General features: G+C 63.3%; 23 protein-coding genes, 1 tRNA gene and 1 other RNA gene. 5 read left to right on the top strand and 20 right to left on the bottom strand.

What is annotated here, in order from left to right:
• Window positions 1–36 precede the first annotated feature (36 nt).
• The 5 genes from rfbA to ffs form a co-directional block, all read right to left on the bottom strand.
• Complete coding sequence (rfbA, locus tag OX958_RS34410; RefSeq protein WP_270134551.1) at window positions 37–909, bottom strand: glucose-1-phosphate thymidylyltransferase RfbA; 873 nt, start codon at window positions 907–909, stop codon at window positions 37–39.
• Between the two features lie 114 nt (window positions 910–1,023).
• Window positions 1,024–2,649 (bottom strand): long-chain fatty acid--CoA ligase, encoded by a 1,626-nt coding sequence (locus OX958_RS34415; protein WP_270134553.1) that lies wholly within the window; start codon window positions 2,647–2,649, stop codon window positions 1,024–1,026.
• Between the two features lie 117 nt (window positions 2,650–2,766).
• A complete protein-coding gene (locus OX958_RS34420) occupies window positions 2,767–3,939 on the bottom strand; it encodes an acyl-CoA dehydrogenase family protein (protein WP_270134554.1) in 1,173 nt (390 codons plus the stop codon).
• Between the two features lie 81 nt (window positions 3,940–4,020).
• Window positions 4,021–4,839, bottom strand: coding sequence for an ammonia-dependent NAD(+) synthetase (gene nadE, locus OX958_RS34425; RefSeq protein WP_270134555.1), 819 nt, complete (start codon window positions 4,837–4,839; stop codon window positions 4,021–4,023).
• Between the two features lie 78 nt (window positions 4,840–4,917).
• An RNA gene (ffs, locus tag OX958_RS34430) (signal recognition particle sRNA small type) lies at window positions 4,918–5,014 on the bottom strand.
• A gap of 98 nt (window positions 5,015–5,112) precedes the next feature.
• Between ffs and OX958_RS34435 the strand changes: the two genes are divergently transcribed.
• The 3 genes from OX958_RS34435 (at window position 5,113) to OX958_RS34445 (ending at window position 8,939) form a co-directional block, all read left to right on the top strand.
• The gene (locus tag OX958_RS34435; protein WP_270134557.1) at window positions 5,113–5,931 is read left to right on the top strand and encodes a TIGR03620 family F420-dependent LLM class oxidoreductase; all 819 of its coding nucleotides are present in this window, start codon (window positions 5,113–5,115) and stop codon (window positions 5,929–5,931) included.
• Window positions 5,932–5,977: 46 nt separating this feature from the next.
• Window positions 5,978–6,065 (top strand) — tRNA-Ser (locus OX958_RS34440).
• A gap of 240 nt (window positions 6,066–6,305) precedes the next feature.
• Window positions 6,306–8,939: a DEAD/DEAH box helicase gene (locus OX958_RS34445; protein ID WP_270134558.1), complete on the top strand. Its 2,634-nt coding sequence runs from the start codon at window positions 6,306–6,308 to the stop codon at window positions 8,937–8,939.
• On the opposite strand, the gene OX958_RS34450 is transcribed toward OX958_RS34445, so the two are convergent.
• From OX958_RS34450 to OX958_RS34490, 9 genes are all read right to left on the bottom strand, one after another.
• A complete protein-coding gene (locus OX958_RS34450) occupies window positions 8,921–10,177 on the bottom strand; it encodes a tyrosine-type recombinase/integrase (protein WP_270134559.1) in 1,257 nt (418 codons plus the stop codon). The genes OX958_RS34445 and OX958_RS34450 overlap by 19 nt on opposite strands.
• Window positions 10,178–10,191: 14 nt before the next feature.
• Window positions 10,192–10,440, bottom strand: a complete 249-nt coding sequence (locus OX958_RS34455; protein WP_270134560.1) for a helix-turn-helix domain-containing protein — start codon at window positions 10,438–10,440, stop codon at window positions 10,192–10,194.
• A 56-nt stretch (window positions 10,441–10,496) separates the two neighbouring features.
• Window positions 10,497–11,828 carry a DUF3631 domain-containing protein gene (locus OX958_RS34460; RefSeq protein ID WP_270134562.1) on the bottom strand — a complete coding sequence of 444 codons (1,332 nt, stop codon included), beginning with the start codon at window positions 11,826–11,828 and terminating at the stop codon, window positions 10,497–10,499.
• Complete coding sequence (locus tag OX958_RS34465; protein WP_270134563.1) at window positions 11,825–12,700, bottom strand: bifunctional DNA primase/polymerase; 876 nt, start codon at window positions 12,698–12,700, stop codon at window positions 11,825–11,827. The genes OX958_RS34460 and OX958_RS34465 overlap by 4 nt, the downstream gene beginning before the upstream one ends.
• A 38-nt stretch (window positions 12,701–12,738) precedes the next feature.
• Entirely contained in the window at window positions 12,739–13,053 is a 315-nt protein-coding gene (locus tag OX958_RS34470; RefSeq protein WP_270134564.1) for a hypothetical protein, read from the bottom strand.
• A gap of 170 nt (window positions 13,054–13,223) precedes the next feature.
• Complete coding sequence (locus tag OX958_RS34475; RefSeq protein WP_270134566.1) at window positions 13,224–15,425, bottom strand: cell division protein FtsK; 2,202 nt, start codon at window positions 15,423–15,425, stop codon at window positions 13,224–13,226.
• A 2-nt stretch (window positions 15,426–15,427) separates the two neighbouring features.
• The gene (locus OX958_RS34480; RefSeq protein WP_270134567.1) at window positions 15,428–15,688 is read right to left on the bottom strand and encodes a hypothetical protein; all 261 of its coding nucleotides are present in this window, start codon (window positions 15,686–15,688) and stop codon (window positions 15,428–15,430) included.
• Between the two features lie 2 nt (window positions 15,689–15,690).
• Window positions 15,691–16,500 (bottom strand): ABC transporter permease, encoded by an 810-nt coding sequence (locus OX958_RS34485; protein ID WP_270134568.1) that lies wholly within the window; start codon window positions 16,498–16,500, stop codon window positions 15,691–15,693.
• Entirely contained in the window at window positions 16,497–16,745 is a 249-nt protein-coding gene (locus OX958_RS34490; RefSeq protein ID WP_270134569.1) for a DUF6284 family protein, read from the bottom strand. Before OX958_RS34490 ends, OX958_RS34485 begins: the two co-directional genes overlap by 4 nt.
• A 197-nt stretch (window positions 16,746–16,942) precedes the next feature.
• Here OX958_RS34490 and OX958_RS34495 point away from each other — a divergent pair, with 197 nt between their 5' ends.
• Window positions 16,943–17,668: a GntR family transcriptional regulator gene (locus OX958_RS34495; RefSeq protein WP_270134571.1), complete on the top strand. Its 726-nt coding sequence runs from the start codon at window positions 16,943–16,945 to the stop codon at window positions 17,666–17,668.
• Window positions 17,668–18,165 carry a GNAT family N-acetyltransferase gene (locus tag OX958_RS34500; RefSeq protein WP_270134572.1) on the top strand — a complete coding sequence of 166 codons (498 nt, stop codon included), beginning with the start codon at window positions 17,668–17,670 and terminating at the stop codon, window positions 18,163–18,165. Before OX958_RS34495 ends, OX958_RS34500 begins: the two co-directional genes overlap by 1 nt.
• A 36-nt stretch (window positions 18,166–18,201) precedes the next feature.
• On the opposite strand, the gene OX958_RS34505 is transcribed toward OX958_RS34500, so the two are convergent.
• The 6 genes from OX958_RS34505 to OX958_RS34530 all read right to left on the bottom strand — a co-directional run bounded on the left by OX958_RS34505 (window position 18,202) and on the right by OX958_RS34530 (window position 25,138).
• Complete coding sequence (locus OX958_RS34505) at window positions 18,202–19,047, bottom strand: helix-turn-helix domain-containing protein (protein WP_270134573.1); 846 nt, start codon at window positions 19,045–19,047, stop codon at window positions 18,202–18,204.
• A gap of 3 nt (window positions 19,048–19,050) precedes the next feature.
• A complete protein-coding gene (locus tag OX958_RS34510) occupies window positions 19,051–19,581 on the bottom strand; it encodes a DUF6879 family protein (protein ID WP_270134575.1) in 531 nt (176 codons plus the stop codon).
• Between the two features lie 5 nt (window positions 19,582–19,586).
• Window positions 19,587–19,967, bottom strand: a complete 381-nt coding sequence (locus tag OX958_RS34515; protein ID WP_270134576.1) for a hypothetical protein — start codon at window positions 19,965–19,967, stop codon at window positions 19,587–19,589.
• Window positions 19,968–20,725: 758 nt separating this feature from the next.
• On the bottom strand, window positions 20,726–21,580 hold the full coding sequence (locus OX958_RS34520; protein WP_270134577.1) for a hypothetical protein: 855 nt from the start codon (window positions 21,578–21,580) through the stop codon (window positions 20,726–20,728).
• 356 nt (window positions 21,581–21,936) lie between these two features.
• Entirely contained in the window at window positions 21,937–23,769 is a 1,833-nt protein-coding gene (locus OX958_RS34525) for an AAA family ATPase (RefSeq protein WP_270134578.1), read from the bottom strand.
• A 1-nt stretch (window position 23,770) separates the two neighbouring features.
• The gene (locus tag OX958_RS34530) at window positions 23,771–25,138 is read right to left on the bottom strand and encodes a DNA cytosine methyltransferase (RefSeq protein ID WP_270134580.1); all 1,368 of its coding nucleotides are present in this window, start codon (window positions 25,136–25,138) and stop codon (window positions 23,771–23,773) included.
• Between the last annotated feature and the right edge of the window lie 855 nt (window positions 25,139–25,993).

The raw sequence follows: 25,993 nt of genomic DNA on the forward strand, positions 1-25,993 counted from the left end.
CCGAGCGCCGACAATTCCTCTCCGCCCATCCACGGGTCAGCGCAGACCTTCCTCCAGGAGGCCCAGCAGGTAGTCGCCGTAGCCCGACTTGGGCAGCGCGTCGGCACAACGCTGCAGGCCCGCATCGTCGATGAAGCCGCGGCGCCAGGCGATCTCCTCGGGACAGCTGATCTTCTGCCCCTGCCGCGTCTCGACGGTGCGGACGTACTCACCGGCCGACATCAACGCGTCGAACGTCCCGGTGTCCAGCCACGCCGTACCGCGCGGCAGCACCTCCACCTGCAGTCGCTTGTCCTGCAGGTAGATCGCGTTGACGGCGGTGATCTCCAGCTCGCCCCGCGCCGACGGCTTGACCTCCTTGGCGACCTCGACGACATCACTGGAGTAGAAGTACAGCCCCGGTACGGCGTACTTGCTCTTCGGCCGAGCCGGCTTCTCCTCGATGCTCAACGCCCGCCCGTCCTGGTCGAACTCGACCACCCCGTACGCCGACGGATCCGCGACCCGGTACGCGAAGACGACTCCACCGTCCACGTCGTTGAACCGCTGCAGATGGAGGCCGAGGCCGGGTCCGTAGAAGATGTTGTCGCCGAGCGCGAGCGCCACCGATTCGGACCCGATGAACGACTCCCCGATCAGGAACGCCTGCGCCAGCCCCTCGGGACGCGGCTGTTCGGCGTACGAGATCTCCATCCCGAACTGTGAACCGTCACCCAGCAACCGCCGGAACTGCCCGAGATCCTCCGGCCGCGTGATCACCAGCACCTCGCGAATGTTCGCCAGGATCAGCGTCGAAAGCGGGTAGTAGATCATCGGCTTGTCGTAGACCGGCAGCAGTTGCTTGCTGACCCCCATCGTCAACGGCTGCAACCGGGTCCCGTCCCCGCCGGCCAAGATGATCCCTCGCATCCCCGCCACGATACCCACGCCGTACCGCCGGCGCGGCTGACCGGCGATTCGACCGCGGCGTCTGCCCGGACCGCGAACCAAAGCTCGAGATCCGGGCTGACGACGATCCGGGGGCTAGTCGAGGTGATAGTCGGCGAAGCGGCTGCGAAGGTCCTTCTTCGAGAACTTGCCGACGCTGGTCTTCGGCACCTCGGCGATGAACTCGACCGCGTCCGGGAGCCACCACTTGGCGACCAGCGGGCGCAGATACTCCAAGATCTCCTCCGACGTGGCGGTCGAGCCGTCCTGCAGTACGACGCACGCCAGCGGTCGCTCGTCCCACCTCGGATGCGGTACGCCGATGACGGCCGCCTCCTTGATCGCCGGATGCGCCATCAGCAGGTTCTCCAGCTCGACCGAGCTGATCCACTCGCCACCGGACTTCACCAGGTCCTTCGTCCGGTCGACGAGCCGGACCGAGCCGTACTGGTCGATCGCGGCGACGTCGCCGGTCTTCATCCAGCCGTCCTCGGTGTTCAGTTCGACGCCTTCGTCGGGGCGGTAGTACTCCGCCGCGATCCACGGGCCGCGGACCTGCAGCTCGCCGGTCGCTTCGTCGTTCCACGGCAACGGCTCGATCGATCCCGGCTCGACGATCCGCACCTCGACCCCCGGCAGCGGCAGCCCTTGCCGGGCGCGCAGCTTGGCCTGCTCGTCCTCGGACAGTCCTTGGTCACGCAACGGGACATGCGCCGCGGTCGCCACCGGACTGGTCTCGGTCATCCCCCACGCCTGCAGGATCGGCTTGCCCAGCTTCGCCCGGAACGCCTCGGACAACGCCAGTGGCACGGCCGAACCGCCACACGGAATTCGCCGCAGCTTCGGCAGCTCCACTCCGTCGAGCAGCGGCAGCATGCCCTGCCAGATCGTCGGGACGCCGGCCGCCAGCGTCACTTCCTGCTCGACCATCAACTTCAAGATGCCTTGCGGTGTCATGTCCGGCCCTGGGAAGACCAGGCTCGCCCCGGCCATCGGCGCGGCATGCGCAAGACCCCATGCGTTGGCGTGGAACATCGGCACCACCGGCAGCACGGTGTCGGTCTCGTGCAGCCCGATGCCGGCGTTGGTGAGCACCCCGATCGAGTGCAGCCAGGTCGAGCGGTGCGAGTAGACGACGCCCTTGGGATTCCCCGTCGTTCCGCTCGTGTAACACATCGCGGCGGCCTGGTTCTCGTCCTGCACGTGGAACTCGACCGGCTCCGAACCGGCCAGCAGCTCCTCGTAGTCGTGGAAGCGCGGATCGTCCGGCACCTCGACGCTCGGCGCGCCAGGCGGCAGGTCGTCCATCACCACCACGTGCCGGACCAGTGGCAGCCGATCGAGCAACGGCAGGAACAACCCGAGCAGCGACCGGTCGACGAAGACGACCTCGTCCTCGGCATGGTTCGCGATGTAGACCACTTGGTCGGGGAAGAGCCGGATGTTGAGCGTGTGCAGGACTCGCCCGGTGCACGGCGCGGCAAAGTACAGCTCCAGATGGCGGCCGGAGTTCCAGGCGAAGGTGCCGACCCGGCCGTCCGCGCTGATGCCCAAGGTGTCGAAGACGCCGCCCAGCCGTCTGGTCCGCGCGGCCCACTCCGCGTACGTCGTACTGGTCGGGGCGGGGCCGCCGGTGTAGACGGTCTTGTCCGGGAAGAACTGCTCGGCCCGGCGGAAGATCGTGTCCAGGGACAGCTGCGAATCCTGCATAAGACCCTTCATGGGCCCACTGTGCCAGGTGCCGTCACACCTTGACCATGACCTCGCACTGAACTGCCGATGACCTCAGCTACATGCCAACGGCAACGAGCTGCCGCTCCGACCAGGTACGCCGACGCCTCAGCTGAAGTGCGCCCCCGGCTTGCGGTACCCGCGCAACAGGTCGCGAGAGATGATCAGCCGCTGCATCTCGTCGGTGCCCTCGAAGATGCGCCAGAGCCGGACTTCCCGGAACCAGCGTTCGACCGGCAGTTCCTTCGTGTACCCCATCCCACCGTGGATCTGGAGTACTCGGTCAGCGACACGGTTGACCGTGTTCGTGCAGTAGAGCTTGGCGATCGCGCTGTCGTGCTGCGGCGGGCGGCCCTGGTCGACCGACCAAGCGGCGTACAGGACGAGCCAGCGGGCCGCCTCCAGTTCGACCTCGGAATCCGCGATCATCCACTGGATCGCCTGGTTGTCGCCGATCGCGCTGCCGAAGGTCCGGCGGGTGGTGGCGTGCTCGATCGCCAACTGGAGCAGGCGTTCACAGGCACCGATACCACGCGCCGGGATGATGAAACGGCCCTTCATGATCCAGCGCATCGCCAGCTCGTAGCCCTGGCCGATCTCGCCGAGCACATGGTCGTGCGGCACCCGGACGTCGTCGAAGTTGAGGGTCGCCGGGACCGCCTGGCCCATTGTGATGATCGGGTCGGAGGTCCAGCCGCGGTCCCGGTCGACCAGGAACGCGGTGAAACCGCCCTTCGAGCCCTTGTCGGCGTCCGTGACGGCGATGACGATCGCGAAGTCGGCCTCGTTGCCGCCGGTGATGAACGTCTTCTCGCCGCGGATCACCCACTCGTCCCCGTCCCGGCGGGCGGTGGTCCGGATCGCCCGGGTGTCGGAGCCGGCGCCGGGTTCGGTGATCGCGAAGCACGACTTCCGCTCGCCACTGATCGTCGGCAGCAGATACTCCTTGCGCTGCTCCTCGTTGCTCTCGAAGAGGATGTTGTCGGCCTCACCGCCGAACGAGAACGGTACGAACGTCCGCCCGAGCTCGCTGGTCACGATGACCTGGTCGACCGCCGACAGGTCCATCCCGCCGTACTCCTCGGGCGTGCTCAGCCCCCAGAAGCCGAACGACTTCGCCTTCAGCCGCAACTCCGTGATGGTCTCCGGCTCAACTCCCGGCAGTCCTTCTCGCTCCCGCCGGAGCACCTCGTTCTCCAGCGGCATCAGCTCCCGGCGAACGAACTCGCGCGTCGTCTCCCGGATCGCGCGCTGTTCCTCACTGAGCGAGAAGTCGACCATCAGCCCTCCAACGATTGAGTGTCCGACCACCGTAGGCGGAAAACTCGCCCGTCGACATGCGGGCAATCACCTGTTCGCGGGTCAGGGCACGATCGGTACGGCGCGCTTGTGGATGGTGCGGCGGTGGTAGCCGATGATCGTCTCGGCCGACTCGTCGCTGATCTGCTTGCCCTCGAGGAAGTCGTCGATCTCGTCGTAGGTCACGCCCAGCACCAGCTCGTCCGGGACGCCCGGGTTGGCGCTCTCCAGATCGGCCGTCGGGACCTTGCCGGTGACCTGCTCCGAGGCACCGAGCCGGGCGCCCAGCGCACGGACGCGGCGCTTGGTGAGGCCGGCCAGCGGGGTCAGGTCGCAGGCGCCGTCGCCGTACTTGGTGAAGAACCCCATCACCGCCTCGGCGGCGTGATCCGTCCCGACCACCAGCCCGCCGTGGGCGCCGGCGACGGCGTACTGGGCGATCATCCGCTGCCGGGCCTTGATGTTGCCGGTGTGGAAGTCGGCGCGCTCACCGAGATCCGCGTGCCGCACCGACTCGACCATGGCGTCCGTGGCCGGCTTGATGTCCACCGTGAGCGTCTCGTCCGGGCGGATGAACTCGAGGGCCCGCTGCGCGTCGTCCTCGTCGGCCTGTACGCCGTACGGCAGGCGCATCGCGATGAAGCTCGCCTTGCCGCCCTCCGCGCGGACCCGCTCGACGGCGAGCTGGCAGAGGCGGCCCGCAGTACTGGAGTCGACGCCGCCGGAGATGCCCAGCACGTACGCCGTGGTGCCGGACAGCCGGAGCTGGTCGACCAGGAAGCCGACCCGCCGCTCGATCTCGGTGTCGGCGTCGAAGGACGGCGTCACCCCGAGTTCGCCGATGATCAGTTCCTGCAGATACCGGCGGTCGAGCTCGCTCATCGGACTCCCTCGTAGGCGTGGATCGATCGACCACAGCCTATTTCGCGAGCCTGAGCGGCCGTCGCGAAGGGGTCCGGACATAAGGATTCCCCGCGCACCCGGAAGAGCTCACTTACCCTTGCTGCCTTCCGGCCCTGGGGGAGTTGGGCGAGATACCGCCACGCGGGGAACCAGCCAGAAGTGTACGCGATCAGGACCACCACCTCAGAATCCGGGCCTCCCCTACTCGGCCTTCGACGGAATGCCGGCCGCCGCCGACCGGTTGCCTACTTCATGACGAGCCTCGACTTCGGCCCTTTCGGCATCACCACCGGACTGACCAGCAGCCCCGAGTCGCTGGCGGCAGCGCGTGCCGCGGAAGACCTGGGCTACCCGGCGATCTGGCTCTCCGGCGGCCCGCTCCCCGGGTTGCAGACCATCACCGATGTAGTCGAGGCGACCTCGACGATCAAGTTCATCAGCGGGATCCTCGCGGTCGACACCTACAGCGCCGCGGACGTGACCTCGGCGTACGCCGAACTGGCGGCCGCCGCTCCAGGCCGCTTCACCGTCGGCCTCGGCGGCGCCCACGGCCCGAAGCCGCTCGCCACCTTGAACGCCTTCCTCGACCAGTTGGACGGCGTACCGGTTGAGCATCGCCTCCTGGCCGCCCTCGGCCCCCGAATGCTCGAACTGGCCAAAGAACGAACCTCCGGCGCCTACCCGTTCCTGATCACCCCGGACTACACCGCCGAACTGCGCAGCACACTCGGCCCCGGCAAACTCCTCGCCGTCGCCCACCTGGTCGTCCTCGAAACAGACCCGGCCCGCGCACGAGCCATCGCCCGAGACACGATCGGCTTCTTCCCCCAACTCCCCGGCTACGCGGCCTCCCTCAAACGCCAGGGCTTCACCGACACCGACCTGACGACCCTCCCCGACCACCTGATCGACAGCCTGGCCGCCTGGGGCACCCCCACCGACATCGCCACCAAGCTCCACGCCCACCACGAAGCCGGCGCCGACCACGTCGCCGTCAACGTCATCACCGGAGAAACCGGCCCCCAGCCAATCCCCCAATGGCAAGCCCTAGCCCCCGCCCTCCTCACCTGACCACCCCGATTTCCTCCCCACCGCCACCTCGCGTATCCTTCCGCGTGGAGGATTCGCCTAGTGGCCTAGGGCGCACGCTTGGAAAGCGTGTTGGGGGCAACCCCTCACGAGTTCGAATCTCGTATCCTCCGCCACTCTCCGAGAGGCCGACCGACCAGCTTTCCACCTGGTCAGAGCAACATTCGGGCGCTCGCAGAGACCGAAGTAGGACTGGCCTGGCCGCATCAGCGGCCGGGCCAGTTCGGTCTCTGGTCTCAGTTGTGGTCTCAGTTGGCGGTGCGCGGGCCTGCCAGGCCCACTTATAGCGGTGCCCAATTTTAACTGGTTGATCGTGAGCTACTGACCGAAGCGGCTCAAGTTGGCACACTGCGAAAATGGCATTCAAGAGGCGCCCACCAACTGTTCCCGCCCCAGCCGACCCCGAACAGCTCTATCGGATACTCGCTGGGTCTAACGGTGGCCCGCCCGCGCTATGGATCCATCAAGGTGACGTTCTCCGTGAGTGGCACATGGACCACTCAGATAGCAAAGACGTCGCGATCGAACTGCCTACCGGCGCGGGCAAGACACTCGTCGGTGGCCTCATCGGCGATTTTCGACGGCGTACAGATTCAGATCGAGTCGCATACCTCTGCCCAACGCGACAACTCGCCAGGCAAACGGCCGACAAACTAGAGTCCTACGGCATCCCATCGGTCCTGCTCACAGGCCAGGCTACGGACTGGAACCCAGCAGACCGAGCTCGCTACATAGGTGCGCAGGCAGTCGCGGTGAGCGTTTACGGTCACGTCTTTAACAGTAACCCGGCATTGGGCGATGCTCAGGTTCTTATCCTCGATGATGCTCACGCGGCATATAACGCAACTGCTGGACCCTGGAGCCTACAGATTCGGCGTGAGCAGCCAGCTTACCTGGACGTCGTGTCCGCTCTCACTGAGGCGATTGACCCGCTGGTGCTTGAAAGACTCCGCACAAACACTCCTAACGGAAAATATCTCGCCAACGTCTACATGGCGTCGCCGATCGGAATCCACGCGGCGGCTCAGCAACTTGAGAGCGCACTTGAAGGCGCCGCAGCATCGGGCACGATTGACAAAAATGCAAAGTATGCACTCATAAAGCTACGGGGACATCTCGATAAGTGTCTCGTGTTTTTATCATATGGCTCTTTGCTCATTCGGCCACTAATACCTCCGACAGCCTCGCACCCGGGGTTCGATTCTCCGCGACAGCGCGTGTACATGAGCGCGACCTTGGGCGCTGGCGGAGAACTCGAGCGCGTCTTCGGCCGCCCTAAGATCAAACGAATTGCAATCCCGAAAGGTTGGGACCAACAAGGAACAGGACGGAGGTTCTTCTGCTTCCCCGAACTGACTACAGACCTTTCCAAGGCACCGGCCGGAGTAGACGATTGGGTAGCGAGCACCATTAAAGAACAAGGTCGAACCGTAGTGATGGTGCCGGACAAATACACAGCTGAAGAATTCGCCCGCACCAAGATACCCGCGGGCATCGAGATATTACGCGCTTCCGACGTCGAAGACGATCTATCAGTCTTCACGTCGAAAGATAGCGCGGTGCTAATGCTGACCAATCGCTACGATGGCGTCGACCTTCCCAACAATGACTGTAGGTTGGTTATATTGGCGGACCTTCCAACCCGAGGTGACCTGCAGGAGAGGTTTCTCTACAGCGCCCTTGGTGCTAACGACGTTCTTGAGGAACGCGTGCGTTCACGAGTCGCTCAGGGCTCAGGACGGGCTACTAGAAATTCCGGAGATTTTTCCACCGTTGTTATGCTCGATGGCGATCTAACGAGCTTTTGCGGACGGCGCGACATACAAGCCGCAATGCATCCAGAGGTACACGCAGAGTTGAAGTTTGGCTTCGAGAACAGTCTGGAGACGGACTCAACTGAAATGACCGCGAACATTCGGGTCTTTAGGCGGCATGACAAAGAATGGCTGGGCATCGAACCAGACATAACGGCTGACCGCGACACACTTCATCGACAGGATCCTCCAACCTCTCCGCAACTTCAGTTGGCGTCCCGGTTTGAAGTTGAGGCCTGGCAAGCAGTCTGGCAAAATGATCTCCCCCGCGCCCTCAATCAAGCTCGGCAAGCGCTCGACGCGCTGACCCACGGCCAAGCATCTAAACGCTATGCGGCACTCTGGTATTACCTCGCATCATGCTGGGCATCACGGCTAGCTATATCGACAGGCGACACTTCGCTAACAAAGACGTCCCGCAAATATTATGAAGACGCCAAGCAATCCGCTCGGGGAACGACGTGGCTTGCACATCTGGCTTCACCGGCAGAAACGGGGATGAATACCACTCCAGACCAGCGCGACCCTGTGGACATCAGCGCAGCGAGAGCGATCCGGAAGGCCGCGCCCACCATCGGACATGCTGCGAAATTTAAGATCGCTAGCGCCACGGCCCGAGAAGGTTTAGCCAACAAGCCAGCCACGGCCTACGAAAATGCATTGGTCTACATGGGGCAACTCGCGGGATCAGACGAGAGTTACGGGAACGGAAGTGCCACCGCAGCACCAGATGCAAACTGGATATTCGGAGGTCTCTCATGGGTCTGCTGGGAAGCGAAGAGTGAGGCACTGGATGACGGCGAGCTGGGGGTTGAAAATGTCCGCCAGGCAGGCGGCCATCTAAGGTACGTCGCCGGCAAGCGGGGAGAATCTATTCCGAGCGCATCAGCAGCCCTGCTAATGACTTCCCAGAAGAGAGTTCACCCCGCCGCCATCTCGGTCGCCGAGGATTCTGTGTACCTAGTTCGCTCAGATGTAGTTTTGGATGTCTACGATCGCCTGATACGGGCCTGGAATATCCTGCGCGCGCGGGGACTCGCCACATTGACTGAGGATGACGTGTTTACCGCATTAAGCACCGAAGGCGCATTGCCATCTGTTTGGATAGCAGAGTTCTGTAAATCTCCAATGGCAGCGTTGACGCTTGATTCTGGCGGCTATCCACTCGAACCCTGACCACCCAATTGAGCAGTCGGACCACCCAGGTCAGGTGGCCAGAGAAGCCCGCCTACACGACCAGCAACGTCGCGCCGGACCGCTTCTGTGATGTGCTGATACCGAGCGGCCATTGCGGTCGTAGACCAGCCCATGATCCCCATTACTGCGCGCTCCGGCACTCCGAGCAGCAGAAGGACCGTTGCCGCCGTATGCCTAGCATCGTGCAGCCGGCCGTCGCGAACCTTTGCGGCGGCCAACAGCGCCTTCCACTGGTGATAGTCGGTGTTCGGATTCAGCGGACGTCCGACCTCAGAGGCGAATACCCATCCGCCGGCCTCCCAGAGTTGACGAGCTGCGATGCGCTCCGCGTCCTGCTCTTGCTTGTGGGTTCGCAGCAGCTCAACCAACTCGTCAGGGAGGCCGATGCTTCGTCGTCCGGCCTTCGATTTCGTCTGGGCAGCATCTGCGCGCAACTGGCGTCGCTCGGGGCAATAGCCCGCGTGCGCCCGCCCGCATGGGCTGTCGCAGCCGTGTTCGTACTTCGGCCTCACTCGGCCCCGGCGGACTCGCAACACTCCCTTCTCAAGGTCGATGTCAGACCACATCAAGCCGAGAGCTTCGCCCTGGCGCAGGCCGAGCGCGAGCGCGATCGCCCATCGGCTGCTATTGCGGAGCTTCTTCGCCTCTTCGAGGATGAGTTGCACCTCAGCCACGCTGTAGGGCTCGACCTCGTCGTCAGCCTCATCGATCCGCGGCGGCTTTGCCATCGCAGCCGGATTCGTGGTGATGCGCTTCCGCCGGTGAGCCTCGCCAAGCGCCGTTCGGATCGTGCGGTGCGCCTGGTGTGCGGTCGCAGCCTTGCTGCCGGACCGCTGCATCCTCACGTACAGCTTCTCAAGGTGTTCGGGCTCAAGCTTGTCCAGGCGGTGAGCGCCGATGCCGGGGACAAGATGCTTGCGTACCGCGACCTCGTACGCCGAGTAGCTCGACGGTCGGACGTTCGGCCGGGCGATGTTCTCTAGCCAGTGGGTAAGCCACATCTCGACCGTCCACGCCTTGCCTACTTTGCGGACATTACCGTCGTCTCGCGCGCGTTCGAGATCCCGGACCTTCTTCGTGACGATGGCCTCGGTCTTCCCACGCACGTGCCGCCGGTCAGGAGTCCCGTCATCGCGGACACCAACGGTCACCCGCCCATGCCAACTCCCGTCCGCGCCCTCGTAGATGCTTGATGCAAGGTTCGGTTTGCGTCCCATAGCTATCCCTCTCCTCAGGCGGCTGTCTGGTCTCGGCGGGCGCTGTCTCGCAGCCGCCTGACGTACTCCGTGATGCACTCGGCCGGGATTCGCCGCAGCCGGCCGACGGGGACTGACTCCAGCTCTCCAGACTTGACGAGCGCGTAGGCGAAGGTCCGGCCGATACCAAGACGTGCGGCCGCCGCCTCGACCGTGAGCAGCAGAGGCGCTGGCTCATCGGACACCTGCCGCGGGGAATCGACTGCTTCAAGAGCGCTAGTCATTGCAGTTCTCCTCTGCTCTGCGGTGCTGTCACTGGCGGTCGCATTGCGGGATTCGGTCATGCGCTCTCCCAGATGGCCGGCGGCTCGGTGATGGCATCGCTGGAAACTGCCCGGACAGCTCTCGGACCCCAAGCCGTCCCAGGCGTCCCAGCCGTAACTTCCCTGGTCAGAGCCGGGACGGCTTGGGTGGTTGGGACGGCTTGAGCCGTCCCAGGGGGTGAAGCCGTCCCCGTGCTGACCTGCGAAGGGACGCCTGGGACGGCTGGGACGCCTTCCCCATCGGCAGCCTTCGGCTCAGGGCAATACCGGTTCCATGCGTCGGTGAAGTCGCTGCGGCTGTAGCCCTTCGCCTGTCCGGTGGTGAACCGGATGTTCGCGCTGCGGATCTCGAAGTCGCGTAGCAGGTTGCCCATCTTCATCGGGGTCAGCCCGTTCGGCCCATGCGTCGCCCAAGGCGCCTCCGGATCAGACTTGAGCCGGTCGAGCAGTACCGCAGTAGGCAGCGCGTCGGCGTCCTGGAACGCGATCCGGCAGTCAGTCAACAGACGGGTGTGTAGTGATCCCTCCTCCCCCGCATCACGGTCGCTAGTGAGCACGACAGCCGCCTTGCGCGCTGCCCGCGGCCACTGGCCGGCCGCGAGGTCAGCAATGGCGATCATGGGTTCCCAGGTGTCGGCCGCGCGGTCTTCCAGTGGCATGTCCGGCGCGGCGTCGGTGAGGTCTTCGATGTGCGAGGCGAGCCATTGATTGAGGCGCTGCCGCAGGTCGTCCAGCTCGGGGCCGTCGCGGCGGACTCGGTACGGCTGCACGCTCTCGCCCGGTGCGCGTCGACGCATCCGAACGACGGCGGCACGGTCCTCGATCGTGTCCGGCATCGCACCAATCCCCGCAAGTGCGGCCATGGCGAACGTGACGTGCTTTTCGACCTTGTCCCGTCCTGCGTTGTAGCGCAGGGTCGTACGGCCGCGCTGGTGGCCGGCGTTGAGCAGCCCGCGAAGATCTTCGTTGTCGCCGGCCTTCGCGCCAAAGATCGTGTCGGCCTCATCAATCAGCAGCGTCGGCGGGTCGCTTGGGTTCATACCGATGGACCGGTAGACCGCTGACGGGCTGGCGTTGGTGGTCATCAATGGCCGGTGGCACATCCCTTCGACCATGTCGAGTAGCCGCGACTTTCCACACCGCTTCTCTGGTGCACGGATCACCAGCCGTGGCGCGCAGTTCCATGCGGGGATTGCATGGCTGGCGGCGATCCACAGCACGACAGCGACCAGCGCCGAGGTGCTGGGCAGGATGACGTAGCGGCCGATGGTCGCTGCAACATCGTCAAGCAGCTCAGCACCATCGAAGGCGTCGCCCTGGTCCTCGTTGCCGTCGGTAAGACTCGTCATGCTGCGATCCCTTCGTCGCGGAAACCGCCAGCGATGGCGGCTCTGATCTCGCGTTCGGTCTGCTCTGCTTCACGGCCGACGCCAGTCAGGGCGGCGACGGCGGCTGCGTACTCGATCGCCCCGGCCGCGACCATCCGTGCAACGCCTCTGGCAGCGCCGTAAAGCGTCGTACGGCGACGCCCCTCGCCCGCCCGGCGTACGGCGTCGAGGTGAGCCGCTAGGAGCTGATCGGGGTATGAGATGCCCCCGCTCTGCCGTACCGGAGTTGGGTCGGTTCCCTTGGCGGACGGATCGGCCGGCGCAGGCAGACAGGCGTCAATCAAGGGGCGGGGCATCTCTGTTGTGTCTGGGCTTCCTGTGGTCGCCCATCGGTACGGGAGGCCGGTGCGGTGATGGATCGACGGCGGGAGAACGACGTACCCGCCGTCTGCTTTGATGTCGATCCCTCGACGTCCGGGCATTGGTCGAGACGGCATCGGGCGGCCGGGGTGGCGGTAGTACAGGTGCTGCCCGCCGGAGCCGGTGACCACCCGGAGCGTGCGCGGCAACAGTCCCTCGACCATGAGATGGGTCATGCTCGTCGTTCCGCCGTGTGCCGGGTCGACGTCGACCACCAGGAGGTCAGACACAGCACCGGTCCGGACGGCGAGCTGTCCATACGGGACAGCGGCGACGAGTGCGGCGATGCGGGCCGGTTCGGTGGTGGCGGCGTAGAAACCGTGGCAAGTCAGGTGTCCACAGGTCGCCGGGTCGTGGTTGGCGTCCACGCGGCAGACGCCGCAGTTGGCTAAGGGACGCTTGGAGCGAGCAAGCATGAACACTGGCCAGCCGCGCCCTGCGGCGGCGAGAGCGGCAGTCAGGATGTTGTTCATGGGGTGGTGCTCCCCTCGAGTAGTTGCAGGCGGCTGGGTCACTTGTCGCCTGCTCGGTGAGTGGCGCGGATGTGGTTGATGACGTGGCGTCCGATCCGGACTCGCAGGCCGGAGCCGTCGCACTTTCCGCAGTGCCTGTACGCGTTGCCGAATGGGGACTTGAACTTGCCTGCGCCCTTGCATCGGCGGCACTTGCCGAACGGCCAGACGAGGCAGGTGAACAGGTAGAACGCGATGCAGACGGTGACGATCAGTGCGACGGTGGCGACCTGGCCGGCAGTGTGGACAGCGGCAGCCAGCTCGCTACTTTGGGTAGCGGCGCTCAGGTAGGAGGTAGCGGCAGTGATGGGCATGGAATGCCTCCGGAAAGCTGTTTTTGGGCGTGAGGAGCCGTGGCCGCTACCCGCTACGCGGAAATGAACGGCCTGGTCAGGTACTGATTACGGGGTAGCGGGGCGGGTAGCGTGGGCGCTACTCGTAGCGGCCAGGCCGCTACCTTTTGCCGCCCCGCAGTTCCCCTAGTTCAGTTACGTTCCGTGGTATCGCGGCGGTTGATCGCGGCGCGGATGTCGTCGGCCTTGGCGCCCTTGCGGGTCGCGCCGTCGCGTTTGATGTTGACGCTGGGGACCTTCGCCGATCGGGCTTGAGCCGAGATCGCTTCGGCGGTTGTGCCCTCGTACTGCTCGGGCATCTGCTGTGCCAGCCGCCCGGCGATCGTGTCCCAGTGCGCCGCGCTGTCTGCCCCCATCACGGTCAGCATGTCGGCCAGGACATCGCGGGTGGCGCGCTCGACCTCTTCTCCGGCCGCCATGCCGGTCAGCAGTCCCATCCGCTCTCTGTGGGCCCTGGCAGCGGTGAGGATCTTCTCTGCGTCGCTGTGGTCAGCCAGGTACGTCCGCACGGTCGGTGTGGCGTCCGCTGCGCCGTACAGATAGCCAACGCCTCGGTACTCGTCCCCGACCGGCAGAGTCGCGGCGTCGAACCCCTCGGCGTAGGCGTCGCCACCAAGGACAGCTTCGGAGACGATGCGGTTGCCGCACTTGAGCGCGAACCGTACGGCGTGGTTGTCGCGGTACCGATTGAACAATCGGCCGACGTCACCGGCCCCGACGCCGGAGGGCTTCTGCGAACTGGACACGATCACGACGCCGGCCGACGGGCCGACCGCCTGGATGCGGGAAAGCTTGGCCGCGATCTGCTTGTTGACCTCCTGGTCCTCAGTCTCGAAGTAGACCTGAAACTCTTCCATCACTATGACCAGCACCCGCAGATCTGGGTAGCGGGCATCGCGGGCAAGCTCCTCGGTCAGCTTGCCTTCCGGGCACACGCTCACTGGCAGAGCGGCGAGCTGGGTGTTGACGCGGTCAATGTGGGCAAGAACTTCATCCAAGATCGCGAGTAGGTTTCCGATCGGGTCTGGGTCGTTGGGACTTGGGTGAGTACCGAACACGATGCGATGAGCAACCAGCTTGAATTTGAGCCAGTCCGGGGAGTTCTTGCCATCGACAACGATCAACTTCACGTACGGATCGAGTGCGGCATGCAACGCGATCAACCGGGCGGCGAAGGTCTTGCCCTTGCGCGGCTGCGCACCGACAAGCAGTGAAATCCACATCAGCAGCAGCGATACCGGGGCATCGCGCTCGTCCTTGCCGAACTTGGCCGGCCGCCAGATGCTCCGCGGCTTGCAGTCCAGCATGTCCGTACGGCCCACCGGCACGGCCAGCGGATCGCGGTCGGCCACGAACAGAGTGTGCCGCCGAGAGCTGCTCTTGTCCGGCGACAGGAACACCTGGTTTACGTGCACGTCCAGGCCGGACGCGATCTTCTCCCGCGAGCCCTGCACGTCTGACCAGCCCTTGCCGTACGGGAGATCAACCAACACCTGTGAGCCGGTGTTGCGGGCGTCCCGCGACATCTGCGATCCGAACCGGATCTCCTGGTCAGCCTTGTCCGGCTTACCGAGACCGGCCGCGTAGTAGGCGCGCAGGACGATGTTAGAGTTGAGCTTGCGGAATCGCGGCGCCACTACCGCCGTACCAACCAGCGTCTGACCAGCGGGCCGGCCGTAGTGTGCCAACGCTGCGACCGCACCAACGCACGCAGCCGCCAGGGCGGCCGCAGGAGCGGCGTTCCACAAGATCGGGGCACTGATGGCAAGGCCGATGTTCTGAGCCGTGAGAACGGAGCCTCTCCACAGCCGGGTGGCCTTGAGCTGACGATGGATCTTTTCCCACTCCTTTAGCTCTTTCGCGTCGGCGGCCGTCTGCTCCAACGCGACCGAGTTCGGTACCCACCACCACGCGATCTGCTTACCTACAAGGCGAAACAGCCCACGGCCAGCGAACCAACCGAGCTTGCATCCATACCACGGCGACCGGACGCCGTGATACGCCGCGACATGCGCAGCACGGGCCAGCGCACGCCGCGCGGTCGCGGGCAGGTTCTCGGGGCGCAGGTGAACCGGGATGATCGGCAACCGCTCCCCCGGCGCGACCGTCACCGGCGCAGCAGATGTATCCACAGGCACCAAGACCTTGCCCGCGCCCGGATCGGTGTCAGCATCGTCATCTAGGGCGACCTCGTAGGCCGTGTCCATTCCCTCGATATCTGCCGTCGACAGCCGTACCAATTCGCCGGCCTTTTCGTCCTGCGCCTGTGAGGCGTCATCGCGGCGGGCGCGATGGGCTTCCAGGTCGATCAGCTCAGGAATCTGGTCGGGCATGGTCAGCTCCCCTCTCCGTCGGACGTGGTCGGAGCGAGCACAATGCGGAACGGCCCAACCCACAGATACGCCAGATCCGCGCCGTCCAGCGTGCTGACGGAGGTCAATGCGAGGGCTTTGCTGACGGCATCCTGGTACTCCTGCGGCCAGCGCGGCATCGCGGCTCGGACGACAGGCTGCATCGCAGCGAGGGCACCGATGAGACTCGCGACTTCGGCTGCGTCGAAGGTCGGGATTGACTCGGAGACGTTGGGGTTAGTCATGATCACTTCTCCGCGTTCTGGTTGGGCCGGGCGTGGATGAGGTGAGCGAGCGCAGCACCCATGCCAAGTACGGCGACGGGCAAGCAGGCGACAACCGTTGTGATCTGCCACGGCGCCCGAACAACTCCGGCCGCCTCTAGCAGGTGGTAGGCGACCTGCCCGAGCGCACCCAGGACTAGTGCTGACAGTGCGGACCACTTAGCGAATCGGCGGGCAGCCGCCGGCACCTTCCCGGATAGCCACACCCGCAGCGCGAATGCCGCATAGGTCTCTACGCCGATGGGAAGCGTGATCGCGGAGTTGATCGTGAACCCATCCGCGATTCCGGGTAGGGGGTGGACTACGCCGAAGCCGGTGAGCGTGCCGAGTCCGACCCAGCCGGACCAAACCGCGACGAACGCGGGCAGAGCCAGCAACAGCACCGGCCATGACCGCACCGGTCGACCAGTAGTGGGTACGACCGCGGGACTATCTCCGATTGGGGTGGTCTGAGTAGCCGTCCCCAGGTCTACGGGTGCCGCGACCTGCGGAGATGCCTCCGCCCCCTTCGGCGCGGGGGGCATCTCGTCTGGACTGTCGCTGTGCTCGATTTCCACCGGGTTCGGGACCGAGCGCAAATGCGGCTCGGCCGGTGCCGGCGTGGGCTCGTTGAGTGCATTGAGAACCACGCGGGCCTTCTCGGCGCCGATCCGGAATTCCTTCATGATCCTGTTCCGCGACGGAACCACACCAAGGTCGGCAGCGAGCTGACGAGCCGCTGGGATCAGGTCTTCGATCGGGACTGGGTAGGTCGTGCGGACCAGGGTGCTCACGCTACGACCTCCGAAATGATGTCGCCGTGCGCCAGCTCGCAACTCACGTCAAGGACGCGACGCTCAGCCCGACGCACCCGCCGCCGATCTAGAACCGACACGTTCGGTCCAGCGGTGATGTAGGCGATCTCGGCGTCCAACAGGTCCAGCTCGGCCGCGATCAGCGGCCACTCTTGCTCGATTTCAACCAACTCAGCCGCAGTCGGTTCCTGCCTGGATGCGGCTTGGAGAGGGATGATGTTCACGGTTGTGCTCCTGTTCTCAACGGACAAGTGCGGCCTAGACGCCTCGGCGGGTGCCACCGCCGGGGCGTCGCCGTTTGTAGCGAGCAACTTCCTGAAGGTCTTGGTCTACTTGTGCAACTTGTGGGAACAAGCTTGCCGAGTGACATGTTGGAACAAGTTGGATAAGCTTGTCAAGTAACCCGGGAGAGGAAGTTGAGATGCCGGAGACGTTGCAAGAGCGGGTGGCCCGCCTGATCCGAGACTCGCTAGGCGAGCCGGGGTCGCCCCTGCCCAGCGAAGCCGAGCTCGTCACCCGCTACGGCGCGAGTCGAAACACCGTTCGGGCAGCGCTCTCAGCGCTGGAGGCTGAAGGGCTGATCACCAGCAGCCAGGGCCGGACTCGCCGTGTACGCGAGATCAACCGGTGGGAATGGAAGATGGCCGAGTGGGAGAAGGCCCACAACAACGATGGCGACGCTTGGGCCAACACGATCAAGGCCCAAGGCGGGACGCCGAAGAACGATCTGCAGATCCTCACGATCCAAGCGCCGGCGCACGTAGCGGCAGCACTGGAGATCCCCGAGGGAACCACGATCCAAGCCCGGAACAGATTGCGCTGGGTGAACGATGAGCCTCACCAGCTGAGCGATTCCTACTTCCCACCGTTCGTCACCGACGGGAACGAACTGTTCTGGAACCCAAGTGACCTCGGCGTACAGGGCGGCCTGCTGGCGGCGACTGGACACAAGCAGGCTCGCTGGCACGACACCCTGACGGCTCGAATGCCGACCAGCGAAGAGGCGCAGCGACTCATGATGGCACCTGGCACACCTCTACTGGTCCATACCCGAGTCGGCTACGACGAGGAGCACCGACCGGTTCGCTACATGGTCTCGCGCATGGCGGCCGACCGTGTCGAGGTCTCGTACGACCTGGATGCCTGATGCTGATCAAACTCGATGAGTCGTACCGTCCACTGGTCCACAAGGTTCGGGACGATGCGGGCGAGTGGCTATCCACTAAGGGAACCGACCAGTATCGCGGCGGCCTCGATATGTCGCAGGTCCACGCGAATATCGATCGGGACTTCGACGCCTTCGAATTCGTGGGCTGGAAGGTGGCCGGCCAAGTTGTCGCGATGCTGGCGATCATCGATCCGGAGGCGGAGTTCTGGACGGCGGAAGAGTTGGCTGAGCCGCAGACCTATATCAGCCGATTCTTCGTTGTAGAGCACGGAAAGGGCTACGGATCGGCCCTACTGCGCGCGGTCATCGACAGTGCGCGAACCCAAGGCAAGCATTGGGTCCGGCTCAACTGCTGGAGCACCAATACACGACTGCACGAGTACTACCTACAGCACGGCTTCCAACACGTCCGGACCTGCGACATACCCGGCCGCATGAGCGGGGCACTGTTCCAGAAGGATCTTCGGTCTTCCTGAGTACCGTCGGCCGGCCGGCAGAGGTTTGCTGGCCGGTCAGCCTTCCTGAAGGTCAGTCACCGCTTGGGACACGAGTTGGCGCGCCGTCGCCCCATAGACGGCTGATTTCTGCAGGAGCGAGAACGCCCTGACGTGGATCTCGATCTCTCGTGGCTGGACGATGTCCAGGCCAGCCGAGACGGTTTCGACCTGGACTCGGTCTTCGTCGAATATCCAGAAACTTCCCTGGGTGAGGCACTGACGCTCTGCGCCGGCCGGGATGATTCCGAGGCTCACGCGGGGAAGCGACATGACGGCAAGCAGGCGGTCGAGCTGGCCCAGCATGACGTCTGCGTCACCGATGCGAGTCCGTAGGGTCTGCTCTTCGAGTACGAAGACGAACCGGCGGTTGCCGGTGTAGAGAATCCGCTGACGTTCCATCCTGGTCGCGACCGCCTCATCCAGGTCGCTGGACAGGTTCAGAAAGTCGTTCCAGAACCGGAGAATCGTTGCGGAGTACTCGGCCGTGTGAAACAGGCCGGGCAACACGGTGTTCTCGTAGATCCTGAACAGCTTGGTTCGTTCGTACAGCGGCACTGGTGTGCTCTGGTAGTGCTTCAGGCCGGCGCGCATGTGGCGTTGCCACTCGACGTACATGGACTCGATTGCTCGAGCTGTTGCGATCAGGTCGGCGGCCTGGTCGACGGCGCCGCAGGACTGGCACCAGGCGGTGATGTCGTCGGCGCTGGGATTCGTCGTACCGCTCTCGATCTTGCTGATCTTGGTGAAGTGCCAGCCGTGCAGGGCAGCAAGAGCCCGCCCCGTCAGCTTCGCATCAACGCGAAGCTCTCGGAGGCGGGCTCCTAAGGCTGCCCGGGCCTGCTTGACTGGTGTACTGGTCAACGGTCAGGCAGGTTTGAACTCGTTGTGTGGAGTGGCCATCTCCCACGCGCTCTCGAACGCTGTGAGGCACGCGTTGACGATGCTCGGGTCCTGAGTGATGTCGTGGTCTAGGACGTGGCCGGCGCCGTCGAAGTGGGTGAAGCTAACCGCTTCGCGGTCGAACAGCCAGAAGTCGTTGCCTGGCAGCAGAAGCGTGCTAGCCATCCGGCGAGACAGCCACCGGACCTCTTCGCCGGCCTCTACCAGCTTGCCGGTGTCCAGCCATTCGAAACGGATGTAGTCGGTGACCGGCTCGGACACGATGCGAAGACGGCGCATCGTCTTGCCGGCCTTCATGTTGGCGTCCATCAGCTCGAACCACCAGCGCCACCACTCGGCCTCTTCTTCAGGGTCTAGCGGTTCTCCGCGGAGCCACTGGCTGAACCGGTCTCGCTCGATGTCGGTGGCATAGATGTCCCGCATTTCCAGGTGAAGCGCCTCGTGCTTGTACGACGACAGCAGCGCGTCGCGCTCATCTCCTGAGATCGGCTGCAACGCTTCTAACCTCCAACGAGCTGGGCAACGGTCGCCTTGGACAGATGGATGCAGGTCTCATGATCCGGCACCGGCTGCCTGAACTGGCTCAGCACCGCCGGATCGTGAACCTCTGGCCCCTGGACGATGTAGTTCCCATTGTCCTTCACGTGGACGATCGGCGGGATCAAATTCCTCTCGTCCGTGGTCAGGCCGTCGAGCTGGAGGTAGTCCAACAGCGGCGGCGGAATCTCGATGACGGTGTCCCCGTCAGGGATCGACAACCGCGCCAAAATGCCTTCGTCGTAGACGCGCCACCCTTGGATGACATAAGACTCTTCATCGGTCCGGTAAAGCGTAGGAGAATTGTTTGGTGTCGAAGTCTTACCCAGGAACCATAGCAACATCTTGCCGCTCCTAATCTCGGGGTTGCCCGGTCTTGCTCGGACTCACTCCAGCATCAATGCTGTCGAGCAACACGTCAAGAGCCCTTTATTTACAGCGTTCTACGCTCCACCATGGCACACGGTCGCCCTGCTCACTACATACGAGAGGCGAATTGAAGCAACATCGAGCAACGCGCTTAGCAAGACAAGACGCAGTCCACTACCGTCGCTTTCTACGACCGGCAATGAGGCAATAATCCGGCATCAAACAATGGCGCGCCGATGATCGCGGCCATACCTGACAGTTGACTGGAGAGAGCACCATGGACGACAGCGGGGTCGAGTGGGGCGGCACAGGACCGACCGAACCAGTCGAGACGGACAAGCGAGGCTGGGTCGTTTTGCGACCCTCGCCAGCGTGCGACGGCCGCAACCCGATGACCGGCCGCGTCTGCCTCTTGGGCGACCACAAGGGCTACCACCGCGACACAGCCGGCGCCGAGTGGCTCGAAGATTAGGCCCAGCAGATGAAGACACGCAACACACGAGACCACCAACTACGCCGCTGGGCATTGCGGACCGAAACGCTGGATAGGCGCAATGGCGTACAACCAGACGGCTACGACCCTGGCGGAGTCAGCCAGGTCCTCCCCTGGTGCGTCGAGGCATACCTAGCCAGAGGCCCGGTCCGCCCCCGAACGTCCACCCGCAGATACCGTCAGCGCGAGCGGCGGCACCTCACCACGGACAGACCATGACTATCCAGGGGGCAGTTGCAGTCAGTCCGCGACCACAGCCCCATTCCCTTGATGGACAAAGTGATCCACAAGAGCAGCCAACGCCGATGGGGGGACCGTGCCGACTCGCCCAAGCGTGAGGTTTGTGAAACTAGCAGCCGACACAACCGATTCAGGGCCAACTGCAACTGATACGACATTCTTGGCAAGCCGGGTTCGCGTCTCGACACCATATGCGACGGCTTGGTAATACCCATTCCGCGCGACGACGTCTTGGTTCCATGAGTATTTACATTCGAGCACTAACGCCTTCACCCCAGGCGACAGGAGCAGCAAATCTGCGCCATTGCTGCGATGGGCTTGACTAATCCCTCTCGTCGCCTCAACAAATGGACTAGGCGAACCAAGATGCGCCCACACGCCGGATGCTTCAAACCAGAGCAAGTACACCTCGCCTGCGGGACTTGCTATCTCATAGTTGGGTGCGCCCGACTTCGCGCTAAGCGGACGCAGTGAGGTGATCTGGCAACCTGCCTCGCGCAGGGCGATCAGAAGCATGCCCAGGATCGAGAGGTGGAATAGACGCCATCTAATCTCCTCGTCAGGCATCAACAATCGGTACATCAAGAAATCCACCGACCGTTCCGCCTCTATCAAGACATGGGCGGCGTCAGCCACACTTCCCCAAGGGGCACCCTCCCGCCGCAACGCCTTCAGGTCTGCTCGCGTCGGCATCCCAGGGGCGGCACTGGACAGCGGCTCGATCTCCAGCAAAGCAAACACAGCTGCAAGCTGGTCAGCAGACCCGAACTGGACCTCAGGTTGCACAGCGACACTATCTGTCCAAACTTGCATAAGCCTATCTGCACACCAGCGAAGAACCTGCACAGCCAGCATGTCGGCTCCACGCTCGGCCTCCTTTCCGACGAATGCACTAGGCGGCCACCCATATCGGCGCCTGCTCTCAGCCCATGCCACTCCCGCGAAAGGAACCTGTCTGACTTGACGAGTGCGTGTCTTTGATGCCGGAAGATAGTTATTCCACTCGCTTGTTCGTCTAGGCCAGCGATTCAACATCGGATCTAGAATAGAAAGGAGTATTCTATTCGCCCGCAGCCGAACGTCGGACGATGCCCACCGGCGTAGATCCTGCTCGCCAAGCGGCGCACTCAGTGCTTCGAAGAGTGATCCACGCCCGGTCCAGCTCGACAATACTGCCGCCAGCCCCGCATCCGGAATCGGTGGAAATTCTGTCAGGCCAGCGCCCTTATCATCACGCTCACCCATTCAATCTCCTTCTCCGGCAGAGCCGTCGATTCCCGCACCCGATAGATAAGCTGTTCGAAATCTTCTTCCTCCAGTTGAGCCAAGAGCGTGCCCAAATTCAGAACATAAGCCTCACTGAGGCTAGAGTCCATGGCGCCAGCTAGAATGCCATGACCCTGCCCGCCCGTCGCTCTCGCGGGATCGCCAACAGCGTCGCCTTCAGCGACAGAGATATCTTGTGCAGGATCGGCCACGGACACATTAGCGTGCAGCACCGTAGATTCTGGTCGGTCGTCAACTCCAGGAAAAGGTGGCCGATCCGCGTGGAGCGCGGCCCGCAGGTAGTTGCACATTCCCAGAAAAAGAGCCGGGCCAAGTCTCGTGATTTCTTCCTGATAGTGGGCATCGTATAGGAGGCTAATCTTAGTCAGAAGCGTAGCGTCGAGGTCGCCAGCATGATCCTCTAAGACTCGCTCAAAAAGATGGGGTGCAATCGGCGGGATGGGCACACGCGCAAATCGCCGGCCAAGCGCTGCACCAATGCGGAACACCCGCTGAGAATCGAGTGCGTTATACGTGCCCAGCAGCTTCCAATCCTCACCTGCTAAATACCTGATCGCTCCTGGCCGGTCGCCGTCTCCATCGACCGTTTCGACGTGAGACCCTCCGCGGGTCCACCCCAATTCAATTAGCCTCGCATCCTCTGCCGACGACTCAACACCAACGACCACGTTTCCACCGGCCAGCCAAGTTAGCAGCGCGCCGAAGATTCGGTCTAAGTCTCCACGATTAGCCTCGTCCAGAACGAGCCATCGATTCTCGGCGATAGCCCGCAGTACCCAGCCAGGGCGAAACACGATATCGCCCTCGGCTACGGTCTCTCCACCGATCAGTTCGCGGGACGTCCAGCTTTCGTCTGGCGTTGCCCACAGCGGCGATCGGACCCCCGGCAGCCCGTCGGACTGAAGCTTGGTACTGATAATGCCAACGGCCTTCCGAACAAGCGCGGACTTGCCCGTGCCCGGCGGACCAACAAGAATCACTGCGGCGGAGGATGAGATCGCAGCGAGGATCATTCGCCAGATCCGATCCTCGATCTGTACTGCTTCGTCTCTGGCCTCTACTTGCGCATACTCAAATTGAACAGCCTGCGGCACCTGCTCACTATCGATCGAGTCGCCGGGCCCTGCTTGACTAGGCAGAGAGGCGAGGCGGTTCTCAATCGCCTGTACAATTCCACCTATCTCATTACTCTTCGCAGTTGTTTCCTGGGAAACTCGACGCAAGAATCCAACGAGATTTTCCTCAGACAGGTCTTCCGCTGCCGTAGATGCGGCCCAAACCGTCGGCTCACGGACTTCTGCATACATGAAGATCGTGCGGCGCTGGAAATTCGGCGTCAGGGAGAAAGATGATGAGCCTGAGTAGGATAGAGCCGTACCAGAGGCGTGTTCTGCAAATGCGCCGAAAAGTTCGATCGCCGACACGGCCAGCAGCCTGTCTCCAGCGTAGTCATGGACCAGCAGGAACGGATTGAAGTCGAATAGCCGGCCTCCGGACTCTGCCAGGCTCTTCCCGAACGCTTCCGCTCGAGTCGCAGGACGCTTGTTGCCGTCTAGCGTGAGCGTGAACGCGACGCAGGTGAATTTGTCACCAGAATCCTCGGTGACAGTGAAGACGTAAACTGGGTTGCGCGAAAGCGCGAGCTTTGTTCCTAATTCCTTCGCGAGCGCGGTCGACGTGGTCGCCGTGAAGGTGAGCCTATCCGATGTGGCCGCTAGGGCTTCGAACAACTCTCGTAAGGCGTCATCCTTCGGCATTTCAGACGTTCACAGCCAACGGATACTCGAACTCCGACTCTATTTCAATGGGGAGGCCGCCATAAGCATCTAGCTTCTGCTTGACGTTGACCGCTACGGCCTCTGCTAATAGCGGGGGCACGGCATTGCCGCAAAGCCTGTATTGATCCACCTGACCACCATAGAAGGTGTGAATATCTGGGAACGACTGGAACCTAGCCGCCTCGCGCACAGAAATCAGCCTCTGTTGGGCAACGTCATAATGTATGAACGTACCCCAATGCGGGTCGGGCTTCGTCAGCAACGTTCCTGCCAGCTGGTTCCGGGATAGCCGCCCGTAGCGAGTTGTATGATCCTTGCGGAGTGCTCGCTGCATACCGGGAGGCAGCAATTCGAAGGGGATCGAACGCCAATCTCCTCCCTCAGGGATGTGCTTTACCCTCTCGGTATTCGGCGGGAATAGAGCTCGCGCCCAATGGTTTGTTGCCGCCTTCGCGCCTCGCCTCATACTTTTCTGAAATTCTGACAACCGGCCACTACGCCCGTACGGCACTCCATCCTCCACGCCACCCCCGTTCACGAGGGGAGGCAGATCGCCAATCGCTTCCTCGACCGATACAGGCGGGAGCAGAGAGGCAGAATGTAGAGGAAGCACAGAGTCGCCATCAATACGCCGATGACCGAGCGCGTAGTGGAATGTATGAGTACGTCCACCCTTGAAGTGAGCGCGTGCTAGAGAATAGTGCACCGGTTCAGGCACATCAACTTTACCCACCTCGTCTGCAATATCGCGGCGGGTGCCGATCACGACCATACGAAACCGCTCCTGCGGCACGCCGTAGTGGGCCGCATTAAGAATCTTGAAGCTGATTTCGTAGCCACCATATTCGAGTGAGTTCAGCGCCTTGATCTCACTCAATAGCTCATCAAAGAAGCGACCGCCCTCAAGAGAGAACATTCCCGGAACATTCTCGAGAACGAATATTTTTGGGGCAAATCCTTTTAAGATGCGCACGTAGTGTTTAAAGAGGGAGTTGCGAGGATCGTCGCCGTTGCGAATATGAGAGTTGACGGAAAACCCTTGGCATGGAGGGCCACCGAGCAGGACGTCCAGCTCGCCGTGGACCAGGGAGTCAGTGCCCCTAGATGACGGCAGTTGACGCATGAGCGATGACGGATCGATGTCTTCGACTGATCCGGGGAGGCCGACAATATCTCCGGCCATCTTGCCGCCACTCTTCGCGTACTTCTTGTCGAAATTCATCAAGAAGTTGTGTACGGCAAGGTCCCAAATGTCGTTGGCGAAGCGAGGATCGAAGCCGTGCGCGTGGAACCCTCTAGAGAGACCCCCCGCGCCGCAGAACAGCTCCCCCATCTCGTACTTACGCACAGCGTTCACCGCGCCTCGCTTCGCCATCTGTCTGCCGTCCTCCTGCCTGGGAGACACGTCGCCGAGTGGTCGGCAGGCGTCTGTCTCCTCCAAGTTACAGCCGTGTGATTCGAGTCTAGGGCCTGGCACCCCCACGGAGGCTTGAACCACAAACTGCCGCGCGGCTGTCGACGAACTCTATTGGAGTGGGCGCCGAGAGGATCTTCGACGTACACGCCGGCCCAGCCTCCGCGGGCAGAAGTGGAACGGGTCACTGTCCGGCTCTGTGCGGTGTTGGATGCCGCCCGGACCGACGGGGTGTGCGTGGGGAGCCCTGAGAACCGCACACAACCCGCCTACCAGTGGTCTCAGTTCTGGTCTCATTCACCCGGGTTCGGGGCCGTTCGCCATCATGTGGCCGATGTGCCGGCCAGTCGTGGAACTCGGACCTGAACCCCGCCGAACACGGTTCCGAGGAGTTGGAAAGCGTGTTGGGGGCAACCCCTCACGAGTTCGAATCTCGTATCCTCCGCCACTCTGCTGAGAGGCCGATCGATCAGCTTCCATCTGGTCAGGGCAGTACACGGTCGCTCGCAGGGAACAGCGAGGGGACGGCCCGGTTGCATCTGCGACCGGGCCGTTTCGCGTTCGGGTGAGGCCGCCCACGCGGCTCCTGCGTCGCCGCTCCCCATCCCCCAGCTACGGCGCTCCTCCGTCGCACCGCACGCTGCCTTGCACTCAGGGCTCAGCGCTCGCTCAGCGATACTGGACGGTCAGCAACAGCTGAGCGAGTGTCACGTCGAAGATGACGCGCGTCGACTGGCGGCAGGATAGGAATTCATCGACACGACTGCGCCATGCGGACTGTCGAGGCGG

This window comes from Kribbella sp. CA-293567, from assembly GCF_027627575.1.
In the GTDB taxonomy this organism is placed as follows: Bacteria; Actinomycetota; Actinomycetes; order Propionibacteriales; family Kribbellaceae; genus Kribbella.